Below are 21,581 nucleotides of genomic sequence, written 5' to 3'. Positions count from 1 at the left end.
TGGCGTTCTCTCTCGATTCTCATCGGTTCGCCAGCCGACCTTGCCGTTAAAAAATAGTGAAAAGCGTTGCTAATCTTCCGTGCGATCGGGTTTACTGAGTCCTCTAATAATAACCTCCCTGCAGAATAAATATCCATGCTGAGTCAAAGTAGCCGTAACGTCCTGCCGTTAATCGGGGCGCTGTTCACGTTATATATTGTCTGGGGTTCTACCTACTTCGTTATTCGTCTGGGCGTGGAGAGCTGGCCACCGCTGATGATGGCCGGGATCCGCTTTTTGGTCGCCGGTATAGTGCTGTTCAGCTTTTTAGCGTTGCGCGGCCATGCATTACCAACCCTCAGGCAGTGGCTGGCCGCTGGCACTATCGGTATCTTGCTACTGGCGGTGGGTAACGGTCTGGTGACCGTGGCAGAACACCAGCACGTACCTTCCGGTATTGCCGCCGTGATGGTCGCGACGGTACCGCTGTTCACCCTGTTCTTCAGCCTGTTTTGGGGCATGCGCAATACCAAGCTGGAGTGGGCAGGTATCGCATTGGGCCTGGTGGGGATCGTATTGCTCAATACCGGCAATAACCTGGTGGGCAACCCTACCGGTGCGTTACTGATCCTGCTGGCTTCCGCCAGTTGGGCCTTTGGCTCGGTGCTGGGGTCACGTATTTCGCTACCGGCCGGACCGATGGCGGGCGCGGCGGAGATGCTGGTTGCCGGAGTGGTTCTGCTGGTTGTCAGTCAGCTCAGCGGTGAACGCCTGACGCAGATGCCCAGCGCCAAAGGTTTCTTTGCGCTGGGATACCTGATTATCTTCGGTTCCATGTTGGCCATTAGCGCCTATATGTTTTTGCTGAAAAACGTGCGTCCGGCGGTAGCCACCAGTTATGCCTATGTCAATCCGGTGGTGGCCGTGCTGCTCGGCATCGGTTTTGCCGGCGAATCGCTGGCAGCGCGTGAATGGGCGGCGCTGGTGATTATCGTAGCGGCGGTGGTGCTGGTGACGCTGGGCAAATTCCTGTTTGCTCGCCCGGTCAGTCGCATAAGCAGGGAAAGGTAGAGGCGCTGCACGCTGCGGCCGAATTAATCGGGGCGAATGTATTCGCCCCCTACAGCGGCTGGAGTGACAAATCCACCGGAAACAGGTTTAAACGCTGCAGCTTGAAAGACGACGGGTATTAAAACGATTCTTGTTTCATATTACGAAGCGTCTATAATTCCCGTTGTTCCTGGCAACCTGCGAAATCATCCCCATGCTGAAAAAATCGTTCATTATCGTTATCTTTCTGTGTGCCTTTGGTTCACTCGGCGGCGTATTCCTGGCCGGGCTGAATATGTACACCCGTTCCACCACGCCGCTAGAAGAGACCGCCACGTCACACGAAGCCGCCGCCACTGCCACTCCGGCAGAGAGCATTCAGGCCAAGTGATGCGTCCCGCGCTGGCAGCGTTGTTGTAAAAAAACGCTGCAGTCGCCCGACGCGCGCCGGTATCTGCAAAGGGCGCGGTAACCGCCTCATTTCTCCATTTCAGCAGCAACTCCCCTTCTCTTCCTTCGCCAACCGTTGGTGCGATTTTCTGCGCGCTGCCGCAGGCATCATTATTTAGCGCCGCCTGAACACGGGCCAGTCATAAGCTTACAGCGCTGTCACCCCGCGGGCGGCGGCCTGCTGCTCCAGCTCGGTGATTATTTGGTATGCCGAACGCGGCACCAGGCTGAAATCGCCGATCAGCAGATTGTCGCTTACCGCTTCGCCCAGCATCGCCTTCGCCCCGGCACGCAGTATTTCCAGCTGTTCCGGCGGGGTCTGCGACGAGGTAATCAAGGGTAGCCCCGGCACGCTGGCCGTTCGTCCAATAATTTTCAGCCCGGCCAACGCCTGGGGCCGTGCCCGTTTCAACAGTTCCAGGCTGACGCAGTCGACGGCAGCAATGTCTGCCTGCCGGTTTTGGATCAGCTTGAGCGACTGATAGTGCGCCCCGGAGGCGATGGCAGCACTGAAGAAGCTGCCGTTCTGTGCCAAGGGTGCGATCAGCGCACGCAAGCTGTTATGCCCTGACTGAGAGTCGGTACTGTTGTATGCGGCGATCCGGCCGCGAAAATCCGCTAGCTGCTCGCCTGAGTCGTCGTCGCGCACCACCAACCAACTGCTGTAATTCGCGCCCTCGCAACCCTCGACGCGGTAGTGATAAGTCCCGATCAGCTGCACCTGCTGCAGGCTGCTGACCAGCGGATAACCGCAGGTTTGGCTGAGCAATAAATCGTCCTGTAGCCAGTGCTGAGCCAGGTCGTGCGGCCAGACGAGCTGTTCAGGAGCCAGCGGCAATCCCAACTGCAGTAATTTATCGCGCAGCACTCGCCAGAAAGATTCGGCCGGTTGATGAGTCACGCCATACATCGGCAAAGATACTTGCATCCTATTCCCTTACCCCGCAGAAGAAGCCGCCTGCGTCTGCTGACGCCAGGCGGTGAGATAGCGCACCCAGCGCTCAAACAGCATATCGGTAATGATCGCCAGCAGCGCCACCACTACCGCGCCCTGGATCACGTAGGCGGTATTAAAACCGCTCAGGCCAATGATTATCGGCGAACCAAGCGTTTTGGTGCCGACGGTGGAAGCGATTGCCGCCGTGCCGATATTGATGATCACCGAGGTCCGAATACCGGCAACAATCACCGGCGCCGCCAGCGGCAGTTCGACGCGCCACAGAATTTGCCTGGCGCTCATACCAACCCCTTGCGCAACCTCGCGGGTCGCGCTGGGTACCGATTCAATACCCGTCAGCGTGCCCTGCAAGATCGGCAGCAAACCGTACAGCACCAGTGCGATAATCGCCGGCTGTTCGCTAAAGCCCATCACAGGTACCGCTACCGCCAGCACCGCCACGGGCGGAAAAGTCTGGCCGACCGCTACCACGGTTTCCACCAGCGAACGAAACGCCTTACCGGCAGGGCGCGTCACGCCGATCCCGGCCGCTACGCCAATCACCACGGCGATCAGACTGGAGACCGCGACCAGCAACAGATGTGCCCACACCAGCGAGATAAAACTGTCCTGCTGATACACCGGCCTTTCCAGATCGGGAAACCAGGCAGCAAACAGGCCATGCAGATGATTCATGCCAAACACCAGCGCCAGCAGCAGGGCAAAGGTCCAGGGCAGCGGATCGCGCAGCCAACGCAGGGCTTTAGGCGCACTCATGACAGCGCCTTTTGGGCAATCAGATCGTTGAAATGCAGCACGCCGAGTGCCTCTCCTTGCTCCCCCACCACCGGCAAGCATTCACTGCCGCGCGCCACAAATACCGACAGCGCTTCACGCAGGTTCATGGTGGAGGAAATAGGCTCACCGTCCGCATGCCCGGGCCGCACCCGTTCCGCCACCGTGCCTAAAGAAAGCAGTTTGATGCCGCGATCGCTTCGGCCAAAGAAATCGCGCACAAAATCGTTGGCCGGTGCAGTCAGCAGCTCCAGCGGCGTGCCTTGTTGCACCACACGGCCCTGATCGAGCAACACGATGCGATCGGCCAATGCCAGCGCCTCGTCAATGTCATGCGTCACCAGTACGATGGTGCGCCCGGAGAGATGATGAATACGCGCAATCTCCGTCTGCAGCGCGGTGCGCGTTACCGGATCGAGAGCGCCAAAGGGTTCGTCCATCAACAACACTTCCGGATCGGCAGCCAACGCGCGCGCCACTCCCACCCGCTGCTGTTGCCCGCCGGAAAGCTGATGCGGATAACGGTGTCGGAACAGTTCCGGCTCCAGGTGCAACAGCTCCAGCAGTTCGGTCACCCGATCGCGGATCCGTGCCCGCGGCCATTTCAGCAATTGCGGCACGGTGGCGATGTTCTCCTCTACCGTCCAATGCGGAAACAGGCCGATCGACTGAATGGCATAGCCCATGCGGCGCCGCAGATCCTGCGGTTTGAATTTTTGGATCTCTTCATCGGCAAAGTAAATTTTGCCCTGATCGTGTTCGATCAGCCGGTTGATCATTTTTAATGTGGTGGATTTACCGGAGCCTGAGGTACCGATCAGTACGGCAAATTCGCCTTTGGCAATCTGCAGCGTCAGATCGTCCACCGCCGGCTTACCCTGAAAAATCTTGCTGACCTGATTAAACTTAATCATCGGCGTGACACTTCCAAAATTGAAACCATAAATTTAAACAGCGAATCGACGATTACCGCCATCACGATCACCGGGATCACGCCCAGCAGCACCAGATCCAGCGCGCTGCTCAGCAACCCCTGGAAAACGATGGCGCCGAAACCTCCGGCACCGATCAACGCGGCCACCACCGCCATGCCGACGGTCTGCACCGCCAGAATGCGCACGCCGGTCAGAAACAGCGGCAAAGCCAACGGCAGCTGTACGCGAAAGAAAATCTGGCCGCGCGTCAGCCCCATACCGCTGGCAGATTCGATCACGCTGGCGGGCACGCTCTGTAACCCGGCCACCACGCTGCGCACCAGCGGTAACAGGGCGTACAACACCAGGGCGACTATCGCCGGCGCCATGCCAATGCCGCTGACGCCGTGTTCCGCCAGCCAGGGCACCGCCTTCGCCAATCCAGCCAACGGAGCGATCAGCAGGCCGAACAGGGCAATCGACGGCACGGTCTGGATAATGTTCAGCGTGGAGAAGATCGGAGTTTGCAAACGGGATGAACGAAAACACAACACCCCGAGCGGCACGCCGATCAGCAGCGCCGGGACCATCGTCGCCAGCAGAATAGTCAGGTGCTGCAACAACGCGGCATCAAACACATCTTGCCGGTTGTAATATTCTTTCAGCAGCGAAAGCTGATCCAACTGGTGGCCGAACAGCAGCGCCAGCGCAGGCAATATCACCAGCAGGTTACCGAGCATGCGCCACAAATGCGAAGTCGTGATGCGGGTGATGGCATCGGCAGCCATCAGCAGGCTCAGCGCCAGCATCAGCCAGCAGCCGCTGCCCCAGGAGGTACGCGCCAGTTTGGAACCTTCCTGCGCCAACTGCTGCGCGGCATGCCCGCTCAGCCAGAAGGTGAGCGCCAGCAGCGCTGCAGCCGCCATCGCGGTCAGCAATGCATTGCGCCTGAGCGGTGGCAACAGGCTGAGCACTGCCAGCACCAACAGCGGGGCCAATAGCCACAGCGCCGGGCCGTGCAGCAGGGAAATCAGGGAAATGCTCTTGCCCGACAGCAGGCGATTGGGGGCATAGCTGAGGAACGGCAGGCCAAATGCGGCCAGCAGCAACAGAACAAGCAGCGTCAGTAATACGCGGTTTTTTACGGCAATAATCAAAGAAACTCTCCGGCTCCATAGTCAATGGGCCCTGCTCTCCCTCTCTCCCATGGGGAGAGAGGGAATATCAGCGCTATCCCTTAACCAATCCTTTTTCTTTCAGATAAGCGGCCGCAACCTGTTTGGCATCCTGACCTTCCACCGCGATCTGCGCATTAAGTTTTTGCAGCGTCGGGCCGTCCAGCGTTGCAAAGACCGGCTTCAGCAACTCGGCGATATTGGCGTGCTGTTTCAGCGCGGCTTCACGAATGATCGGTGCCGGTGCGTAAATCGGCTGCACCCCTTTTGGGTCTTCCAGCGTTTGCAGACCCAGGGCCGCCACCGGGCCATCGGTGCCGTAAGCCATGGCCGCGTTCACGCCGGAGGTTTGCTCCGCCGCCGCTTTAATGGTCACCGCCGTGTCCCCTCCAGCCAGCGACAGCAGTTGATCCTGATTCAGCTTAAAGCCATAGGCATTCTGGAATGCCGGCAGTGCGTCCGGACGTTCGATAAATTCCGCCGAGGCCGCCAGTTTGAACTTGCCGCCGCCGTTGATCCATTTGCCCAGATCGGCCAGCGTCTTCAGGTGGTTGGCGTCCGCCACGTCCTGACGGATGGCAATAGTCCAGGTATTGTTGGCCGGCGAAGCATCCAGCCAGACAATTTTGTTCTTGTCGTAATCGAGTTTTTTGACCTTCTCAAAACCGGCCTGGGCGTTCTTCCACGCCGGATCTTTTTCATCGGAGAAGAAAAATGCGCCGTTGCCGGTGTATTCCGGGTAAATGTCAATCTCGCCGGAGGTGATCGCCCCGCGCAGCACCTTGGTGGTACCGAGCTGTAATTTGTTGGTGGTTTTGATGCCGTTGGACTCCAGCACCTGCACGATGATGTTACCCAGCAGCGAGCCTTCGGTATCGATTTTTGAGCCCACGCGCACCGTATCGGCCGCCTGAGCCACGCCGATACTCGCGGCAAGTAAACCCAGTGCCAAAGCGAAAACGCGACCACGTAATGGGGTGATTGCCATACTTTTTCCTCTTGTTGTGTATTTTCCGGCTATTTGGCCAGATCGATTGGAAAATCCTGAGACGCGCGTTTCCATCGCACGATAAAAGTCTCCGCCGGCCAGGCTTCGGTTTCGCCCTGAACTTCCTTTAGCGGCTCGCCGGCGTTAAACGGATGAACCTCAACGGCGACCGGGGTAAAAGCGTATTCGCTGACCCATTGGCCATAGCCCTGCACCACAAATCCCTGGCTGCGCTGCTGGTAAGCACCGCGCTCCGCCAGATAGACCTGCCTTAAACCGTACCACGGCAAGCCGGGGAGATCATGGTGAACTAAATGATAGTTCAGATTGAGAAACAGCAGCCGCCACGGCCAGGCCGCCTCATTAATAATAGAACGTGCCTGCGGAGCTTCAACGGCGCGGTGCTCAAAAAACGATCTTACCTTGGTCAGCGCCAGCGCTGGATAGCCGATCGCCAACAGGTAAAACGCCGTGCCAATGCCATGTTGCTTCAGCCAAACCAGCACTGCCGCCAGCAGCAGCAGATGCACCAACCACATCACCAACGTGCGCAGTTCACCGGCGGCAATCGCTTTCAGCGCATTAACCCCCGTCGCGACGATATCCAGCGCCGGACCGAACACAATCCGCCCGCTAAGCGTATTGCGCACCTTGGCCAACAGCGGAAACAATCTGGGATAACGCTGCCACTGTGTCTGACTGAAATAATAACTTTCGGGATCTTCATGCGGGTCGGTCAGATGTTCATTGCGGTGATGCTGAATATGCGAATCGCGATACAGCCCATAGGGATACCACACCGCCAGCGGCAACAGGCCAAAGAGTTGATTGACGCGGGGCCACCGCGTCGGATGGCCGTGGATCAGCTCATGCTGCAACGACATATACCAGGTGGCCAACAAAATCAGCAACGGCGTGCCAAGCCAGGGTCCCAGCGACTGCCAGTAGTGCACCACGCCAAACCAGCCGCCGTACACCGCCGCCATGATGCCCCAGGTCGGCAACTCGCATCGCCAATACCAGCGCTGGTTAAGCTGTTGGATCCAAAGGCGTTGTGCAGAATGCAAATAGTGGCTGTGGCTTTTGGTTGAGGACATGCGGCGGCTCGCTGTGGGTCATTTTCCTCAGTATCTGCGAGCAGCGCAGGCGCTCAAAATAACGAAAGCGGTAAAGCAAAGTTAAAAATCAGCTATTTATGCCGTACTTTTGATGCCCCACACAATCGCGAGATCATCCGATGCGGTAAGCCATCGGCATCAGGGAACAAAATCCAGCACCGAGCTGTTGAATAAGGCGTATTCGGTCTGACTGGTCATTTTGGGCAGTTTGGCGCGCTGTACTGCCTGACTTGCTACAGCGCAAAACTCAGCATCGCCTGCCAGTACCTTGAAGTCCTTCAGGGAGCCGTCCGGTAACAGATGAATGCTGATCGAACAGGTTTGGGATTTGTATTTGCCGAGCGTCGGCATTTCTTGCGTGATGGCACGCCGCATTCTTTCCGGGTAGTTGCCCGACGGCGGCTGCACCAATGCCGCAGCAGCCAACGGTTTCTCCAGCCCGGCAGCCTCGGAACGGTGGTCCGTATTACAACCGGCCAGCAACGGTAACAACGCTACCAAAAGCCACATCCCTGTTTTCATCATTCTGCATCCTTGTCTTTCCGCACAATGGCGGGGCATCAAGATGCCGGGTACAGGCTCCCGGCATCGGCACACTGCTGCAAGCGCTCACGCCACCATTTGGACGCCAAACCGGCGTTATTCTCACGCCAGCCAAAATAGGCGACGTCGCTGCAGCGCTCAGATTCGACGTTTTTCGCGACCAACTCGCCACTTTTCAGGTAAGGTTCAGCCCGATAACGCGGCAAATAACCACAGCCGAGACCACTGAGCTGCACCCGCAACTTGGCGTCGAAACCGAACACCGTCAAGGTGTCCTGCTCCTCGAGAATATTCAGGTTCTGCGGTGCGTTCACCCTTGAGGTATCACGCACCACCACCGCACGGTGCTGACGGATCTCTGCCTTCGGCAAAGGCTCCGCCATTGTCGCCAGCGGGTGTTGCGGTGCGACGGCAAATACGTAGTCCAACCGACCCAACTGACTAAAAGCATAGCCTACCCGCGACGGGGGTTCACAAATCGCGCCAATAATAATATCCGCACAACCATAAACCAGCGACTCCCAGGATCCCGCCAACACCTCGTGACTAACGCGCAGCCGGGTATGGTGATTCTGCTGATAAAACTCTTCCATCAGCGGCAACAGGCGCTCAAAAGGAAACGAGGCATCGATACCGAGAGTGATCTCGCTTTCCCAGCCGTTTTCCACATAGCGAGCCTGCTGCTCCAAATCCTGCGCGGCGCGCAATAGCACCCGGCCCTTTTCCAACATCAACTTGCCGGTATCGGTGAATTTGGCGCGGTGGCCTGAGCGATCGAGCAAGGTGATGTCGAGATCGCTCTCCAGTTTTTGCACCATATAGCTCAACGCCGAAGGTGTTTTAAACAGCACGGCGGCGGCCGCCGCAAATGACCCGTGCCGATCGAGCGCATCCAGAATCAATAACGCCTCCAGGTTTAACCTCATCGCTTCCTCTCCGTGTATAAAAAAACTCAACAAGACGGCAAAAATTCTGCGCTATCTTTGAAATCAGCCCCTGCCTACCATGCGGTTTATCGACGTTACATTCACCCGTTGTTAAACCTAAGTCTTTCTGGGAAGGTAAATAATGTCTAAGTTTCAATTACTTGATAAAGATAATTCTGCACTGATTTTCATTGACCACCAGCCGCAAATGTCTTTTGGCGTGGCCAATATTGATCGCCAGCAGCTGAAAAACAACGTGGTCGGTCTGGCGAAAGCCGGCAAGATTTTTAATGTTCCCACCCTTTTCACCTCGGTTGAAACCGAAAGTTTCAGCGGCTATATCTGGCCAGAACTGTTGGCGGTTCACCCTGAAATCACCCCGATTGAACGCACTTCGATGAACTCCTGGGAAGATGCAGCCTTCGTAAAGGCCGTTGAAGCCACCGGTCGCAAAAAGCTGGTGATTTCCGCGCTGTGGACCGAAGTCTGTCTGACTTTCCCGGCGCTGATGGCGCTCGAGGCAGGCTATGAAGTTTACGTGGTCACCGACACTTCCGGCGGTACCTCGGTGGATGCGCATGAGCGTTCCATCGATCGTATGGTGCAGGCCGGTGCCATCCCGGTAACCTGGCAGCAGGTGCTATTGGAGTATCAACGCGACTGGGCGCGCAAAGAGACTTACGACGCGGTTATGGAACTGGTGCGCGAACATAGCGGTGCTTACGGCATGGGCGTTGACTACGCTTACACCATGGTGCATCACGCCCCGGCGCGGGTGGCGAAATAAACCTTAATCCCGGCCGCGTCGCCGGGTTTTTTCTGGAGTCGGTGCTATGGCCCACCCGCAGCATGTCACGCTAGTTATCACTCACCGTTTGGCGCCGGGGCAGGAACCGGCCTACGAGGCCTGGCTGAAGCGCATTATGCCCGAAGCCGCCAACTTTGCCGGACATCTGGGCGTTAACGTGATCCGCCCCACCGGTCATGAGCAGGCCTACACCGTACTGGTCCGTTTTGACAACCTCGACAACCTGTCCCAGTGGGTGAATTCACCGCTGCGCAAACGCTACATCGAGGAAGTTTCGCCGCTGCTGCTGGAGAGCGACAGCATTGAAATTCGGCCCGGCGCAGAATTCTGGTTCACGCCGCCGAGCGCCAATACCCGCCAGCCCGCCAAGTGGAAACAATTTTTGATCACCCTGCTGGTGATTTTTCCGTCCACCAATCTGGTGCCCTGGTTTTGGGGAAACCTGTTGCCGCAGTTGAACGGCACGCTGGTCGGCCACCTGCTTAATGACGCCACCGTCGTCGCCCTGGTGGTCTTCCTCTGGATGCCGATAGTCACACGCATATTTCATCAATGGCTCACCCGCCGTTAGGCGGCCTGCCGGGAGAACGTTATGAGTAACTCTGCTTCCCTGATTATCACCAACGGTAAATTTCACACCGTCGATCGCGAGGCGCCTACCGCCCAGGCGGTTGCTATCCGCGACGGCAAATTCCTCGCCGTCGGCAGTGAAAACGACGTTATGCAGCATGCAGGACCTGAAACTCAGGTGATTGATCTGCACGGCCACACCGCCGTCCCCGGCCTCAATGACTCGCACCTGCACCTGATCCGCGGCGGCCTGAACTACAATCTTGAGCTGCGTTGGGAAGGCGTGCCGTCGTTGGCCGATGCGCTGCGCATGCTGAAAGAGCAGGCACTGCGTACCCCCAGCCCACAATGGGTACGGTGGTCGGCGGCTGGACCGAATTCCAGTTCGCGGAACGCCGCATGCCAACGCTGGACGAAATCAATCAGGCGGCGCCGGACACCCCGGTGTTTATTCTGCACCTGTACGATCGCGCTTTACTCAACCGAGCCGCGCTGAAAGTGGTGGGCTACACCAAGGACACGCCAAATCCGCCGGGGGGCGAGATCCAGCGCGATGGCAACGGCAACCCAACCGGCATGCTGATTGCCAAGCCTAATGCCATGATCCTGTATGCCACGCTGGCCAAAGGGCCCAAGCTGCCTCTTGAACAACAGGTCAATTCCACCCGTCAGTTTATGCGCGAGCTCAATCGCCTGGGCCTGACCAGCGCCATCGACGCCGGCGGCGGCTTCCAGAACTACCCCGATGACTATCAGGTGATTTCCGAACTGCACGATAAGCAGCAACTCACTTTGCGTATTGCCTATAACCTGTTCACTCAGCGACCGAAGCAGGAGCTGGAAGATTTCCAGCTGTGGACCGACATGCTGAAACCCGGTCAGGGCACCGATTTTTACCGTCATAACGGTGCCGGTGAAATGTTGGTGTTCTCCGCCGCCGACTTCGAGGATTTCCTCCAGCCGCGTCCGGATCTGCCGGAAGGTACGGAAGATGAGCTCGAGCGCGTAGTGCGCCATCTGGTCGAGCACCGCTGGCCGTTCCGCCTGCATGCCACCTATGACGAATCCATCAGCCGCATGCTGAACGTGTTCGAAAAGGTGAACCGCGATATTCCGTTCAACGGCCTGCACTGGATCTTCGACCACGCGGAAACCATCTCCGAACGTAACATCGAGCGGGTGAAAGCGCTGGGCGGCGGCATTGCCGTACAGCATCGCATGGCATTTCAGGGGGAATACTTTGCCGAACGCTACGGCAAAGAAGCCGCCAAACAGACGCCGCCGGTCGCAAAAATGCTGGCGGCCGAGTTGCCGGTCGGGTTAGGCACCGACGCCACCCGCGTGGCCAGTTATAACCCGTGGACGGCGCTGTATTGGCTGGTGTCCGGCCGTACCGTTGGCGGTATGGCGATGTACGACGACAGTGCGCGATTGGATCGCGAAACGGCCCTGATGTTGTGGACCCAGGGCAGCGCCTGGTTCTCAACCGAACAGGGTAAAAAAGGACAGATTAAGGTCGGACAGTTAGCCGATCTGGCCGTGCTGTCGCAGGATTATTTCAGCATACCCGAGGAGCAGATCAAGGGGATTGAATCGGTGATGACGGTGGTGGACGGCAAGGTGGTATACGCCGCCGGCAGTTTTTCACCGCTGGCGCCGCCGGCAATTCCGGTACTGCCTGACTGGTCGCCGGTGACCCAGGTGCCGGGGCATTATCGCTCTGCCCCTCCTTCAGCCGCGGCCCGCGTCGGGGTGCTGAGCCAGGCGCACCAGTGTTGCGGCCCTTGCGGCGTGCACGCGCATCAGCATGACGTCGCCCGCCGTTCCAGCATTCCTGTTTCAGACGACAATGCCTTTTGGGGCGCATTCGGTTGTTCCTGCTTCGCTTTTTGATTGGCAGGCTATCACCGCAGCAAGTTATCAAGCTAATAGCTTATTAACTCATTAGCCAGTTAAGCTATGACGCTCTCAAGTTGTGAGCGTCATAGCCCTGGGTTAATCGCGATTAATTTCCAGCCAGCGCCGTTGTTCGGCGGAGGCGGCTATCGCATCCAGCACGCAAGATACTTTCCAGCCCTCTTCAAAGTCAGGCCACATGCGATCACCGGCGGCAATGCCGTTAACCAGATCGCGGATCTCCACCGTTTTCTGATCGTTAAAACCAATGCCGTGCCCTGCGCTAATACAGAAGGCGGCGTAATCCGGATGCTTAGGGCCTACCAGCAGCGTTTTAAACCCCTGGCGCTCCGCCGGCTCATCGTGACGATACAGCTTCAGCTCCGCCATTCGCTCCTGGGTGTAACTTAACGTGCCCTTGGTTCCGGTGACCACGTAGGTCAGCCCCATCTTGCGCCCGCAGGCAATGCGTGAAGTCTCGATGGTACCCATGGCGCCACCGGCAAAACGCACCAGCGCGCTGGCCTGATCCTCATTTTCAACCTGATGCATCAGCGTAGGGTCTTTCGCATCCGGGCGCTGTTTGATAATGGTCTGCATATCGCCGGAGACCGCCACAATGTCACCCACCAGGTAATGCGCCATGTTGACAATATGCGCCGCCAAATCGCCCAGCGCGCCTAACCCGGCCGTGGCCTTGCGGCAGTGCCAATCGATAGGCGTACGCGGATCGGCGAGATAATCTTCATTGTGGGTGCCGTAAAAATGCACCACTTCGCCAATCTCGCCATTGGCGATAATTTCGCGCGCCAGCTGGCTGGTCGGGTTCTTCATATAGTTGAAACCCACCAGCGTTTTAACCCCCTTGGCGCGAGCGGCCTGCACCATTTCAGCGGCGTCTTTGGCGTCCAACGCCAGCGGTTTTTCAGAATAAACGTGTTTGCCGTGGCGAATCGCTTCCAGCGCCATCTCCTTATGCAGGAAATTCGGCGCGCAGATATCCACCACATCAATAGCCGGATCGGCCACCAGCTGGCGCCAGTCGGCGGTCGAACGAGAGAAACCAAATTCCGCAGCGCGCTGCTGCGCCAGCTCCGGCGTCACTTCCGCCAGCATTTCCAACACCAGTTCCCCCTTCAGTGGAAATACCGTGGCAGCCTGCGCATAAGCAATAGCGTGGCAGCGCCCAATGTAGCCGGTGCCAATTAAACCAACGCGTACCTGTTTCATCACCCTCTCCCGTTGCCTGTATCCGTAATCTGGTCAGCGCGCCACTCAATGAAACGCGCCGTCTGTGATACGGTTATATGAAATATAAATTTCAATAACAAGCAAAGAGAAAAATAAAACTCATATCCGTGATGCCGTTCATGAAACCTTGCAGACGGGAATGTAACGAGGCAGCCTCGAGGGTACGCTGCGTCTTCTGGCCAAAGATGTCAGGCCAAAATGAATATTTTATTTCATATCATGGCAACCCGTTGGCACCATACAGCAAGAAACCCGGCCGCTGTTGCAGCCGTTGCAAATACCCTTGTAACCCTGGGTAATCCGGGCGCGAGAAAGGCGTCATCAGCCAACGATTGAGCGACAGCCCAATGACCACATCCGCCAGGCTAAAGGTCGTGCCAGCAATATAAGCATTCCCCTGCGCCAAATGCTGTTCGAGCATGCCCATTAACCTGTTCCACTCCCGCTCCGCCGCTGCCAGTCGCTCCGGATCCTGGTAGGCGGCATCCTGGCGAACTCGCGACATGAAAACATAGCGCCAGGCGTTGTTGAGATCGGTGGCCTGCCAGTCCATCCACATTTCTACCGCTGCCCGTGCGCCCGGTTCTGTCGGCAACAGATCCTGACGCCCTTCCCGGCCCGCCAGGTAACGACAAATCGTGTTGGATTCCCACAGCACCCGATCGCCGTCAATCAATACCGGCACCAGGCCATTGGGGTTGAGGGCCAAAAACTCCGGTGTTTGGGTGGATCGAAAACCACTGCCCCAGTCTTCTCTGGTCAGCGGCAACGCCAGTTCATGGCTGGTCCACAATACTTTGCGCACATTGATCGACGAGGCCTTACCCAACAATTTCAACATTTATGTTCTCCAAAAAGGCTTGCGCCCTTCTTGCATTGCCTGCGCGCGCGACAGACCAATGTCCGCCAGTTGGGCATCGTCCAACTGCAACAAAGATCTACGGGTGCGATAACGCTGCAGGTACAACTGCCAAAGTGGAAATCTCGCCCGGTGCTGTACCGGTTCGCCCTCAACAGAAATGCTCATCACAGATCCTCTTTCGGTTTGATCACGAAACCTATGATGCTGATCGCGCGAAAAACAATACAGATTCAGGGCGTTGATATTTTTTCCATACAAAAGCTGTCTCTGCCTATCTGAATGGTCTAATTTAATCTCATCTGTACCGGTTTTTTCCTCAACCACTCTCACTTTGGGTATCTGTATGACACGCTACGCCACCCTGGCCGCGCTCCTTAGCCAACGCATCGAACAGGGGCTCTATCCGGCCGGCGATCGTCTGCCGTCGGTGCGCGCGCTAAGCCTGGAACACGGCGTCAGCATCAGCACGGTGCAACAGGCCTATCGCCTGCTGGAAGAGAGCCAACTGGTGGAAGCGCGCCCCAAATCCGGCTATTTCGTACAAAGGCGCCGCACTCTGGCCGAGCTTCCCGCCGTCACCCGTCCGGTGCAGCGACCGGTGGATATTTCGCAGTGGGAGCAGGTACTGGAACTGATCCGAAATAAACCGCGCGAAGATGTGATCCAGCTCGGCCGTGGCATGCCGGATATCAGCGAACCTACGCTGAAACCGTTGACCAAAGCGCTGGGCACCCTGGGCCGTCACGGCGATCTGCGCAGCCTGCTCTACGACAGCATTCAAGGCGTTATCGGCTTGCGTGAACAAATCGCCCGGCTGCTGCTGGACTCCGGTTGCCAGATTAGTGCCGACCAGTTGGTGATCACCACCGGCTGCCACGAGGCGTTGTTCACCGGCCTGCGCGCCGTCTGCCAGCCGGGGGATATCGTGGCGGTAGACTCCCCCTGCTTTCACGGCACCATGCAAACGCTGAAAGGGTTGGGCATGAAGGCGTTGGAAATCCCTACCGATCCGCTGACCGGGATCAGCCTGGAGGCGCTGGAACTGGCGCTGGAGCAGTGGCCGGTGAAAACCATTCTGTTGACGCCCAACTGCAATAACCCCTTGGGTTACATTATGCCGGAGGAGCGTAAACAGCGTTTGCTGACGCTGGCGCAGCGCTACGATGTGACGATCATCGAAGACGACGTATACGGTGATATCGCCTACCAATACCCAAGGCCTCGCACCATCAAATCCTTCGATGAAGATGGCCGGGTATTGCTGTGCAGCTCGTTCTCCAAAACGCTGGCCCCTGGCCTGCGCATCGGTTGGATTGCCCCAGGGCGTTATCTGGAGCGCGTGTTGCACATGAAATATATCGGCACCGGCTCTACCGCGACCCAGCCACAGCTGGCGATTGCCGAATTCATCCGCCACGGCCACTATCTGCAACATTTGCGGCGTATGCGTACCCGCTACCAGCAGAACCGGGACGTGATGACCGGATGGATTATGAAGTACTTCCCGCCCGGTACCCGTGTTAGCCAACCGCGCGGCGGCTTTATGCTGTGGATTGAGCTGGATGAAGCGTTTGATACCCTGCGGCTAAATCGCCATTTGGAACAACAGGGTGTGCAGATCGCCGTCGGCAGCATTTTTTCCGCCTCCGGTAAATACCGTAACTGCCTGCGTATCAACTATGCGCCCAAGCTGACGCCAGAGATTGAACAAGCGGTGCAACGGGTTGGCGAGACCATTCAAATGCTGATGCTGGCGCACGCCCCAGAGCGCGACATCACATTGGCGCGATCGGATTAAACTCTGGCGCAATCGGATTATCCGCATGTGGACGAACCTTCTAGAGTAGAACCTCTTCAACAAGCAGGTACAGGAAGGTGGTTATGTCTCAGTCTCAGGTATGGTTAATTACCGGCAGTTCACGCGGTTTGGGCCAGCAGTTGGCGCAGGCTGTTTTGGCCGCCGGCCACCGTCTGGTCGCGACCGCACGCCAGCCACAGCAGTTACAGCCGCTGGTGGAACAGTACGGTGAGCAAGTGGTCACCGTGGCGTTGGACGTTACTGACGCCGTGGCCGCCAAACGTGCGGTACAGACAGCAATAGACAGCTTCGGCCGACTGGATGTGGTGGTCAACAATGCCGGCTATGGCAACATCGCGCCGGTGGAGGATGCCGATGAAGCCGATTTCCGCGCCCAGGTCGATACCAATTTCTATGGCGTTTTTAACGTCACCCGCGCGGCGCTACCGGTGCTGCGTCAACAGGGCAGCGGCCATATCATTCAGATCTCCACCATAGGCGCACGCCTTGGCGTACCGGGTCTGAGCGCTTACCACACCGCCAAGTGGGCGGTCGAAGGCTTCTCCGAATCGCTGGCAAAAGAAATTGCGCCCTTCGGCGTGAAGGTGACCCTGGTTGAACCCGGCGGTTTCCGCACCGACTGGGCCGGCTCATCAATGGCCATCGCCCCTGTCAGCGCCGCTTACCAGGCAACGCTTGGGCCCATGCTAGACTACTTGCAACAGCATAACGGCCACCAACCCGGCGACCCGGCCAAGGCCGCGCAGGTTATCTTGCAGATAGCCGAGCTGGATGAACCCCCGCTGCGCCTGTTACTCGGCAGCGATGCGGTATTTATCGCCGGACAGGTGCAGGCCGAACGGGAAGCGGCGGATGCCAAATTCCGTTACCTCAGCCTGAGCACCGACCGGGACGATAGCCAACCGGATCACGAAACCATGGCGGCGTTGGTGGCCGGCAAATCATAAGGAACACCATGAGCAGCGATCAAATCCCGGTCTCCAGCGCCTTAGCCATTCGTCTCAAAGCGCTGGGGGTGGATATTGAAAAGCTTGGTCAACTGGCCGGCCTCCCCAGCGGGCTGCTCAGCCACGGGCGCGAAAAGGTCAAACTTTCCACCAGGCAGTTCTTTGATATTTGGCAGGCGCTCCCGCGCCTGACCGATGATACGGCCTTTGGTCTTCGCCTCGGCAGTGACGTCGCACCGGAGCATTACGATATCGCTTCGGTCGCGGCGCTGCATTCGGCGACGCTGGGGGAGGCCTTGCAAAAAGTCGCCCGCTACAAGCGGTTGGTGTGTCCCGAAGAACTGACGCTGACGGAAGACGGCGAGGCCGTGCGGTTGCATACCCGTTGGACCATGGCCGAAGGTCATGCCCCTGAGCTGTTGGTGGACGCCATGTTTGCGTCCATCACTACTCTGTGCCGTCGTGGCACCGGCCTGGCAATTCAACCGAGGGCGATTGAACTGACGCGGCACCACGATCCCGCTTCGCCGTTGCTGCGCCATTTTAGCTGTCCGATCCGCTTCGATGCCCCGTTGGACGTGCTGGTGTTTGATCGTGCGCTGATGCAGCAGCCCTTTATCACCTATAACCAGGACATGCTGGCCGTGCTGCTGCCCGGGCTGGAAGCCGAGTTGGCCAAGGTCGAGCAGGACGACAGTTTGCCCGCACGGGTGATGGCAATCCTCACCCGTAGCATGCGCGGACAACGACCCAGCGTGAACAGCGTGGCTGCCGAGCTGTACCTCAGCCCACGCACCCTGCAGCGTCGTCTGCAACAGCACGGCTACAGCTATCAGCAACTGTTGGATAAAACCCGCCACCGTACGGCCTGTCATCTGCTGTCGGATACCGATCTGGAGCCCGGTGAAATTGCCTTCGTGCTCGGGTTCGAAGAACTGAATTCATTTAGCCGCGCCTTTATGCAATGGGAATCACAAACGCCGAACCGCTGGCGTCATCAACGCATCGCCGGGCGTCAGGAGAACAGGTTATGAAAGTGATAATATTCGGTGCCAGCGGCATGGTCGGGCAAGGCGCACTGCGCGAATGTCTGCTCGATCCGCAGGTGACGGAAGTGCTGAGCATCGGCCGCAGTGAACTGGCGCAAAGCGATGCCAAGCTCCGCCAACTGACGTTGCCCGATCTGAGTGATTTGTCCGCCCTGGAGACTCAGCTCAGCGGTTATGACGCCTGCTTCTTCTGCCTAGGCGTATCTTCCGCCGGCATGAGCGAAGCACGCTACCGTGCCCTGACCTACGATCTGACGCTGGCTGCGGGCCGCCCGCTGGCGCGGTTAAACCCGAACATGGTCTTTATTTACGTCTCCGGCGTCGGCACCGACAGCAGCGAACAAGGCCGCAGCATGTGGGCACGGGTCAAGGGCGCAACCGAAAATGCCTTGTTGGCGCTGCCGTTCCATGCGGTGATGTTCCGCCCGGGCGTTATCGTGCCGCTGCACGGCATCCGCTCCCGAACCCGGCTTTATGATCTACTGTACCGGCTTTTTAAACCGCTGTGGTTTGGCGCCCAACGGCTGTTCCCCAATCAGGTCACCACCACCGAACGTATCGGACTGGCAATGTTGGCCGTGGCACGGCGCGAGACCGACTTGCGCATCCTTGAACCGGTGGAGATTAACCGTTTGGCCCTGCCCTCGGCGGGTTGATTCTGCTATGTTAAAGCCGCGCGCGTGGGCCACCTGTGCCACGCTTTCGCCACTGCGACAGAGACAGACCCATGCCGTCAAAAATTTTATTCAGCGCCTGCCTGGCCGGTTTTAAAGTTCGCTATAACGGTTCCGATAAACCGTTGCCCCATCTCACCCTGCTGCGCTGGCAGCGCGAAGGCCGTTTGGTGGTTTGCTGCCCGGAACTGGCCGCCGGCTTTTCCACGCCACGTCCCTCAGCAGAAATCACTCCGACCGCCGAAGGGGCCACGGTGCTCGCGCAACGGGCTCGGGTTATGGAGATCAGCGGCGGTGACGTCACCGACAGTTACCTGCTTGGCGCCCATCTGGCGCTGGAAACCGCGCGGCGCCACGGCTGCCGCTTTGCCCTGCTCACCGACGGCAGCCCGTCCTGCGGCAGCCAATTTATCTACGACGGCTCTTTCAGCGGCCAGACCAAACCCGGCAGCGGCGTCACCGCCGAACTGCTGCGTCAGAACGGCATTGAGGTCTTTTCCGACCGTCAGTTGGAGGCGCTGATCGCCCGGGTGGAGGCCGAGGATCTACCCTAACGCTGCAGGTGCTCCGCCAGCCGCTGTTGAAGATGGGAGATCCCCTGCGGGTGATAGATAAAGCGGTCGAGTGTCATCATCTGCCAGCGCTGCCCTTCATCGCCAAAGCGGATGGCGGCAATCTGCTGCGGGGTGATTTCGCCCAGCATAAACCAGGTCGGTGGATAGCCGGCGAAAATCCCCTCGTAGCGCTGCTGATGACGAACCTGCCCCGCGGCAATCCGCAGGCCGAACTCTTCCAGGGTTTCCCGCTGCACGCATTGCAGCGGCGTTTCGTCGTTTTCGCGCCCACCACCGGGCAGATCCCAGCAGCCAGGCCAGGGAATGTCGGGCTTGTCGTCTCGCTGATAGGTCAGCACGCTGTTGCCGCACAACAGCGCGATTTTCGCGCCGCCAAAATGCTTATCCGTCATCCCGCCTGGCTCCCGTTTTCGCCATTGAGCTAACATCTTACCTCATCGGAGTGCGCGCTGGTGTATAGTGAAAAACCGTTTTCACCACAGGCGAACAATGACGATGAACTCTCCGTTTCTGGTTACTCCCCAATGGCTTGCACAACATATCAACGATGAAAATCTGGTCGTGGTCGATGTAAGAATGTCGCCGGTCGGCCTGGTACCGAAAAAAGATATGCTTGCCGAATTTGAACGCGGTCATATCCCGGGCGCGGTGTACTTCGATATCGATGACGTCGCGGATAAAAACACCGATCTGCCGCATATGTTGCCCACGACGGAAGCCTTCAGCGCGGCGGCAGGCAAGTTGGGCATTAGCGATCAACACACCATTGTGTTCTATGACGAGGGCAATCAGTTCTCTGCCCCACGCGGCTGGTGGACCTTCCGTAACTTTGGCGCGCAGCAGGTTTATGTGCTGGACGAAGGCCTCAACGGCTGGACTGCCCTGGGCCAACCGCTGGAAACCGGCGCAACGCAACGCACGCAGCAAACCTTCAACGCCCGCTTCAATGCAGACGCGGTAGTCACTATGCAACAGGTGGAACAGGCGCTGAACACGCAGGTGCAGATCCTCGACGCACGCGCCGCACCGCGTTTTTACGCTGAAGCCCCAGAGCCGCGCCCCGGCCTGCACCGTGGCCATATTCCCGGCAGCATCAATATTCCTTACGGCGAACTGCTGGAAAACGGCCGCTTCAAATCGCTGGAAGCCCTCAAGAAAACCTTCAGCGACAAGGGCGTCGATCTCAACGGGCCAATCATCACCAGCTGTGGCTCCGGGGTAACTGCGGCAGTGCTGGCTTTTGGCCTGCTTTCCCTCGATGCAAAACAGGTGAAACTGTATGACGGCGCCTGGACCGAATGGGGTGCGCTGAGCGGCAATCAGCCGATCGAGCAGGACTAGTTTTTGATTCTGTCGGCCACGATTTGCGCCAACCGCTGAATGGCCGGCGTTGGAGTTTCTTGTGCGCGATGCAACACCACGCCAAGCGGGCTTAACGCCGGTAACATGCCGGGCGGCAGAAGGGATAATCCCGACGGCAGCCCGGCATCGGTGCGTACCGTCACTCCCAGCCCGGCGCTGACGGCGGCCCATACGCCATTCAGGCTACGGCTGGTAAAGGCGACACGCCACGCAATCCCGGCGCGATCCAATGCCTGCGTCGCCGCACTGCGCATCAGGCAAGGGGCGTCGAACATCACCAGCGGCAGCGGTTCATGCCCACTGCGCCAGAGCGACAGATCAAAATCAGGCGAGGCGATCCAGTGCATTTGCCTTTGCCCCAGCGCCTGGTGAAATGGCGTGCTGATGCCCCCGTCCCACGCCAGCGACAAATCCAGCTCCCCTTTCAATACCCAGTCGATCAGCTCGGCATTGCGGGCGATCCGCGCTTCGATGCGCACACGCGGATGCGCGCGAGTGAAACTGCCCAACACCTGCGGCAAAAAGGTTTCTCCGAAGTCCTCCTGTAACCCCAAGCGTACCCGGCCATGCAAATCCAGCCCGCGCACCGCCGCCGCGGCCTCATCGTTCAGCTCCAGCAGCCGGCGGGCGTAGCTCAGCAATGTCTCGCCGGCCTCGGTCATCACCATGTTGCGCCCGGCCTTGCGCAGAATCGGGGTGCCAACCTGTTGCTCCAGCTTTTTCAGGTGCGCGCTGACCGCCGAGGTTGAGCGCCCCAGCCGCTCCGCCGCTTTGGCGAAACTGCCCAACTCAATACCGGTAACGTAACTGCGCAGATCTTCGAGATCAAAGGTGACACGCCCCATACTGACCGTCCCGTTTTTAAGAACCATTAATCAAAATAATACCGATTT

23 protein-coding genes and 1 pseudogene are annotated in these 21,581 nt (G+C 58.2%); 11 read left to right on the top strand and 13 right to left on the bottom strand.

Annotated features, from left to right (window positions below; all coding sequences use genetic code 11):
• Positions 1-135: 135 nt before the first annotated feature.
• Together yedA and AC1RKG_RS04770 are read left to right on the top strand one after the other, a co-directional pair.
• A complete protein-coding gene (gene yedA / locus AC1RKG_RS04775; RefSeq protein ID WP_400825217.1) occupies positions 136-1,050 on the top strand; it encodes a drug/metabolite exporter YedA in 915 nt (304 codons plus the stop codon).
• Between the two features lie 193 nt (positions 1,051-1,243).
• Positions 1,244-1,420 (top strand): hypothetical protein, encoded by a 177-nt coding sequence (locus AC1RKG_RS04770; RefSeq protein WP_162838007.1) that lies wholly within the window; start codon positions 1,244-1,246, stop codon positions 1,418-1,420.
• Between the two features lie 207 nt (positions 1,421-1,627).
• Here the strand turns inward: AC1RKG_RS04770 and AC1RKG_RS04765 are convergent, their stop codons facing one another.
• From AC1RKG_RS04765 to AC1RKG_RS04730, 8 genes are all read right to left on the bottom strand, one after another.
• Positions 1,628-2,407, bottom strand: coding sequence for a phosphate/phosphite/phosphonate ABC transporter substrate-binding protein (locus tag AC1RKG_RS04765; protein WP_261156805.1), 780 nt, complete (start codon positions 2,405-2,407; stop codon positions 1,628-1,630).
• A 9-nt stretch (positions 2,408-2,416) separates the two neighbouring features.
• Positions 2,417-3,193, bottom strand: a complete 777-nt coding sequence (locus AC1RKG_RS04760) for an ABC transporter permease (RefSeq protein WP_116690916.1) — start codon at positions 3,191-3,193, stop codon at positions 2,417-2,419.
• A complete protein-coding gene (locus AC1RKG_RS04755) occupies positions 3,190-4,125 on the bottom strand; it encodes an ABC transporter ATP-binding protein (RefSeq protein ID WP_493182230.1) in 936 nt (311 codons plus the stop codon). Before AC1RKG_RS04755 ends, AC1RKG_RS04760 begins: the two co-directional genes overlap by 4 nt.
• The gene (locus AC1RKG_RS04750) at positions 4,122-5,276 is read right to left on the bottom strand and encodes an ABC transporter permease (RefSeq protein WP_493182560.1); all 1,155 of its coding nucleotides are present in this window, start codon (positions 5,274-5,276) and stop codon (positions 4,122-4,124) included. The genes AC1RKG_RS04755 and AC1RKG_RS04750 overlap by 4 nt, the downstream gene beginning before the upstream one ends.
• A 79-nt stretch (positions 5,277-5,355) precedes the next feature.
• On the bottom strand, positions 5,356-6,288 hold the full coding sequence (gene osmF, locus AC1RKG_RS04745) for a glycine betaine ABC transporter substrate-binding protein OsmF (RefSeq protein ID WP_020825872.1): 933 nt from the start codon (positions 6,286-6,288) through the stop codon (positions 5,356-5,358).
• Positions 6,289-6,317: 29 nt separating this feature from the next.
• Complete coding sequence (locus AC1RKG_RS04740; RefSeq protein ID WP_493182228.1) at positions 6,318-7,385, bottom strand: fatty acid desaturase; 1,068 nt, start codon at positions 7,383-7,385, stop codon at positions 6,318-6,320.
• Positions 7,386-7,544: 159 nt separating this feature from the next.
• Entirely contained in the window at positions 7,545-7,931 is a 387-nt protein-coding gene (locus tag AC1RKG_RS04735) for a cell envelope integrity TolA C-terminal domain-containing protein (protein ID WP_493182226.1), read from the bottom strand.
• A 35-nt stretch (positions 7,932-7,966) separates the two neighbouring features.
• On the bottom strand, positions 7,967-8,875 hold the full coding sequence (locus tag AC1RKG_RS04730; RefSeq protein WP_261103403.1) for a LysR family transcriptional regulator: 909 nt from the start codon (positions 8,873-8,875) through the stop codon (positions 7,967-7,969).
• Positions 8,876-9,017: 142 nt separating this feature from the next.
• On the opposite strand from AC1RKG_RS04730, the gene AC1RKG_RS04725 reads away from it, so the two are divergent.
• The 3 genes and pseudogenes from AC1RKG_RS04725 to AC1RKG_RS04715 all read left to right on the top strand — a co-directional run bounded on the left by AC1RKG_RS04725 (position 9,018) and on the right by AC1RKG_RS04715 (position 12,146).
• Complete coding sequence (locus AC1RKG_RS04725; RefSeq protein WP_020825867.1) at positions 9,018-9,662, top strand: hydrolase; 645 nt, start codon at positions 9,018-9,020, stop codon at positions 9,660-9,662.
• A gap of 46 nt (positions 9,663-9,708) precedes the next feature.
• Complete coding sequence (locus AC1RKG_RS04720; RefSeq protein WP_115059469.1) at positions 9,709-10,254, top strand: antibiotic biosynthesis monooxygenase; 546 nt, start codon at positions 9,709-9,711, stop codon at positions 10,252-10,254.
• A gap of 21 nt (positions 10,255-10,275) precedes the next feature.
• Positions 10,276-12,146 (top strand): annotated as a pseudogene (locus AC1RKG_RS04715) (amidohydrolase).
• Between the two features lie 102 nt (positions 12,147-12,248).
• On the opposite strand, the gene AC1RKG_RS04710 reads toward AC1RKG_RS04715, so the two are convergent.
• From AC1RKG_RS04710 to AC1RKG_RS04700, 3 genes are all read right to left on the bottom strand, one after another.
• Complete coding sequence (locus AC1RKG_RS04710) at positions 12,249-13,379, bottom strand: Gfo/Idh/MocA family protein (RefSeq protein ID WP_020825864.1); 1,131 nt, start codon at positions 13,377-13,379, stop codon at positions 12,249-12,251.
• A 238-nt stretch (positions 13,380-13,617) separates the two neighbouring features.
• Positions 13,618-14,241 carry a glutathione S-transferase family protein gene (locus AC1RKG_RS04705; protein ID WP_116690922.1) on the bottom strand — a complete coding sequence of 208 codons (624 nt, stop codon included), beginning with the start codon at positions 14,239-14,241 and terminating at the stop codon, positions 13,618-13,620.
• The gene (locus AC1RKG_RS04700) at positions 14,242-14,427 is read right to left on the bottom strand and encodes a DUF1127 domain-containing protein (RefSeq protein ID WP_046374161.1); all 186 of its coding nucleotides are present in this window, start codon (positions 14,425-14,427) and stop codon (positions 14,242-14,244) included. It abuts the gene before it with no gap.
• A 178-nt stretch (positions 14,428-14,605) separates the two neighbouring features.
• On the opposite strand from AC1RKG_RS04700, the gene AC1RKG_RS04695 reads away from it, so the two are divergent.
• The 5 genes from AC1RKG_RS04695 (at position 14,606) to AC1RKG_RS04675 (ending at position 19,305) form a co-directional block, all read left to right on the top strand.
• Complete coding sequence (locus tag AC1RKG_RS04695) at positions 14,606-16,060, top strand: aminotransferase-like domain-containing protein (protein WP_048761448.1); 1,455 nt, start codon at positions 14,606-14,608, stop codon at positions 16,058-16,060.
• 83 nt (positions 16,061-16,143) lie between these two features.
• Positions 16,144-17,028, top strand: a complete 885-nt coding sequence (locus AC1RKG_RS04690; RefSeq protein WP_493182222.1) for an oxidoreductase — start codon at positions 16,144-16,146, stop codon at positions 17,026-17,028.
• An 8-nt stretch (positions 17,029-17,036) separates the two neighbouring features.
• Entirely contained in the window at positions 17,037-18,062 is a 1,026-nt protein-coding gene (locus AC1RKG_RS04685; protein WP_046374163.1) for an AraC family transcriptional regulator, read from the top strand.
• Positions 18,059-18,733 carry a Rossmann-fold NAD(P)-binding domain-containing protein gene (locus AC1RKG_RS04680; RefSeq protein WP_020825858.1) on the top strand — a complete coding sequence of 225 codons (675 nt, stop codon included), beginning with the start codon at positions 18,059-18,061 and terminating at the stop codon, positions 18,731-18,733. The genes AC1RKG_RS04685 and AC1RKG_RS04680 overlap by 4 nt, the downstream gene beginning before the upstream one ends.
• 71 nt (positions 18,734-18,804) lie before the next feature.
• Entirely contained in the window at positions 18,805-19,305 is a 501-nt protein-coding gene (locus AC1RKG_RS04675) for a 2-thiouracil desulfurase family protein (protein ID WP_262244494.1), read from the top strand.
• Here the strand turns inward: AC1RKG_RS04675 and AC1RKG_RS04670 are convergent.
• Positions 19,302-19,718 carry an NUDIX hydrolase gene (locus AC1RKG_RS04670; RefSeq protein WP_493182220.1) on the bottom strand — a complete coding sequence of 139 codons (417 nt, stop codon included), beginning with the start codon at positions 19,716-19,718 and terminating at the stop codon, positions 19,302-19,304. The genes AC1RKG_RS04675 and AC1RKG_RS04670 overlap by 4 nt on opposite strands.
• A 103-nt stretch (positions 19,719-19,821) precedes the next feature.
• Between AC1RKG_RS04670 and sseA the strand changes: the two genes are divergently transcribed.
• Positions 19,822-20,667 carry a 3-mercaptopyruvate sulfurtransferase gene (gene sseA / locus AC1RKG_RS04665; protein WP_174573980.1) on the top strand — a complete coding sequence of 282 codons (846 nt, stop codon included), beginning with the start codon at positions 19,822-19,824 and terminating at the stop codon, positions 20,665-20,667.
• On the opposite strand, the gene AC1RKG_RS04660 is transcribed toward sseA, so the two are convergent.
• Positions 20,664-21,533 carry a LysR substrate-binding domain-containing protein gene (locus AC1RKG_RS04660; RefSeq protein WP_493182219.1) on the bottom strand — a complete coding sequence of 290 codons (870 nt, stop codon included), beginning with the start codon at positions 21,531-21,533 and terminating at the stop codon, positions 20,664-20,666. The genes sseA and AC1RKG_RS04660 overlap by 4 nt on opposite strands.
• Between the last annotated feature and the right edge of the window lie 48 nt (positions 21,534-21,581).

The organism is Serratia sp. GW822-FHT06D09, assembly GCF_058799515.1.
The sequence above is the reverse complement of the archived record's forward strand: the minus strand, read 5'-3'. Positions and strand labels throughout refer to the sequence as shown.

Bases quoted from the DNA above. Each gene is read 5' to 3' on its own strand.
- yedA (WP_400825217.1), top strand. From the start codon at position 136: ATGCTGAGTCAAAGTAGCCGTAACGTCCTGCCGTTAATCGGGGCGCTG.
- AC1RKG_RS04770 (WP_162838007.1), top strand. From the start codon at position 1,244: ATGCTGAAAAAATCGTTCATTATCGTTATCTTTCTGTGTGCCTTTGGT.
- AC1RKG_RS04765 (WP_261156805.1), bottom strand. From the start codon at position 2,407: ATGCAAGTATCTTTGCCGATGTATGGCGTGACTCATCAACCGGCCGAA.
- AC1RKG_RS04760 (WP_116690916.1), bottom strand. From the start codon at position 3,193: ATGAGTGCGCCTAAAGCCCTGCGTTGGCTGCGCGATCCGCTGCCCTGG.
- AC1RKG_RS04755 (WP_493182230.1), bottom strand. From the start codon at position 4,125: ATGATTAAGTTTAATCAGGTCAGCAAGATTTTTCAGGGTAAGCCGGCG.
- osmF (WP_020825872.1), bottom strand. From the start codon at position 6,288: ATGGCAATCACCCCATTACGTGGTCGCGTTTTCGCTTTGGCACTGGGT.
- AC1RKG_RS04740 (WP_493182228.1), bottom strand. From the start codon at position 7,385: ATGTCCTCAACCAAAAGCCACAGCCACTATTTGCATTCTGCACAACGC.
- AC1RKG_RS04735 (WP_493182226.1), bottom strand. From the start codon at position 7,931: ATGATGAAAACAGGGATGTGGCTTTTGGTAGCGTTGTTACCGTTGCTG.
- AC1RKG_RS04730 (WP_261103403.1), bottom strand. From the start codon at position 8,875: ATGAGGTTAAACCTGGAGGCGTTATTGATTCTGGATGCGCTCGATCGG.
- AC1RKG_RS04725 (WP_020825867.1), top strand. From the start codon at position 9,018: ATGTCTAAGTTTCAATTACTTGATAAAGATAATTCTGCACTGATTTTC.
- AC1RKG_RS04720 (WP_115059469.1), top strand. From the start codon at position 9,709: ATGGCCCACCCGCAGCATGTCACGCTAGTTATCACTCACCGTTTGGCG.
- AC1RKG_RS04710 (WP_020825864.1), bottom strand. From the start codon at position 13,379: ATGAAACAGGTACGCGTTGGTTTAATTGGCACCGGCTACATTGGGCGC.
- AC1RKG_RS04705 (WP_116690922.1), bottom strand. From the start codon at position 14,241: ATGTTGAAATTGTTGGGTAAGGCCTCGTCGATCAATGTGCGCAAAGTA.
- AC1RKG_RS04700 (WP_046374161.1), bottom strand. From the start codon at position 14,427: ATGAGCATTTCTGTTGAGGGCGAACCGGTACAGCACCGGGCGAGATTT.
- AC1RKG_RS04695 (WP_048761448.1), top strand. From the start codon at position 14,606: ATGACACGCTACGCCACCCTGGCCGCGCTCCTTAGCCAACGCATCGAA.
- AC1RKG_RS04690 (WP_493182222.1), top strand. From the start codon at position 16,144: ATGTCTCAGTCTCAGGTATGGTTAATTACCGGCAGTTCACGCGGTTTG.
- AC1RKG_RS04685 (WP_046374163.1), top strand. From the start codon at position 17,037: ATGAGCAGCGATCAAATCCCGGTCTCCAGCGCCTTAGCCATTCGTCTC.
- AC1RKG_RS04680 (WP_020825858.1), top strand. From the start codon at position 18,059: ATGAAAGTGATAATATTCGGTGCCAGCGGCATGGTCGGGCAAGGCGCA.
- AC1RKG_RS04675 (WP_262244494.1), top strand. From the start codon at position 18,805: ATGCCGTCAAAAATTTTATTCAGCGCCTGCCTGGCCGGTTTTAAAGTT.
- AC1RKG_RS04670 (WP_493182220.1), bottom strand. From the start codon at position 19,718: ATGACGGATAAGCATTTTGGCGGCGCGAAAATCGCGCTGTTGTGCGGC.
- sseA (WP_174573980.1), top strand. From the start codon at position 19,822: ATGAACTCTCCGTTTCTGGTTACTCCCCAATGGCTTGCACAACATATC.
- AC1RKG_RS04660 (WP_493182219.1), bottom strand. From the start codon at position 21,533: ATGGGGCGTGTCACCTTTGATCTCGAAGATCTGCGCAGTTACGTTACC.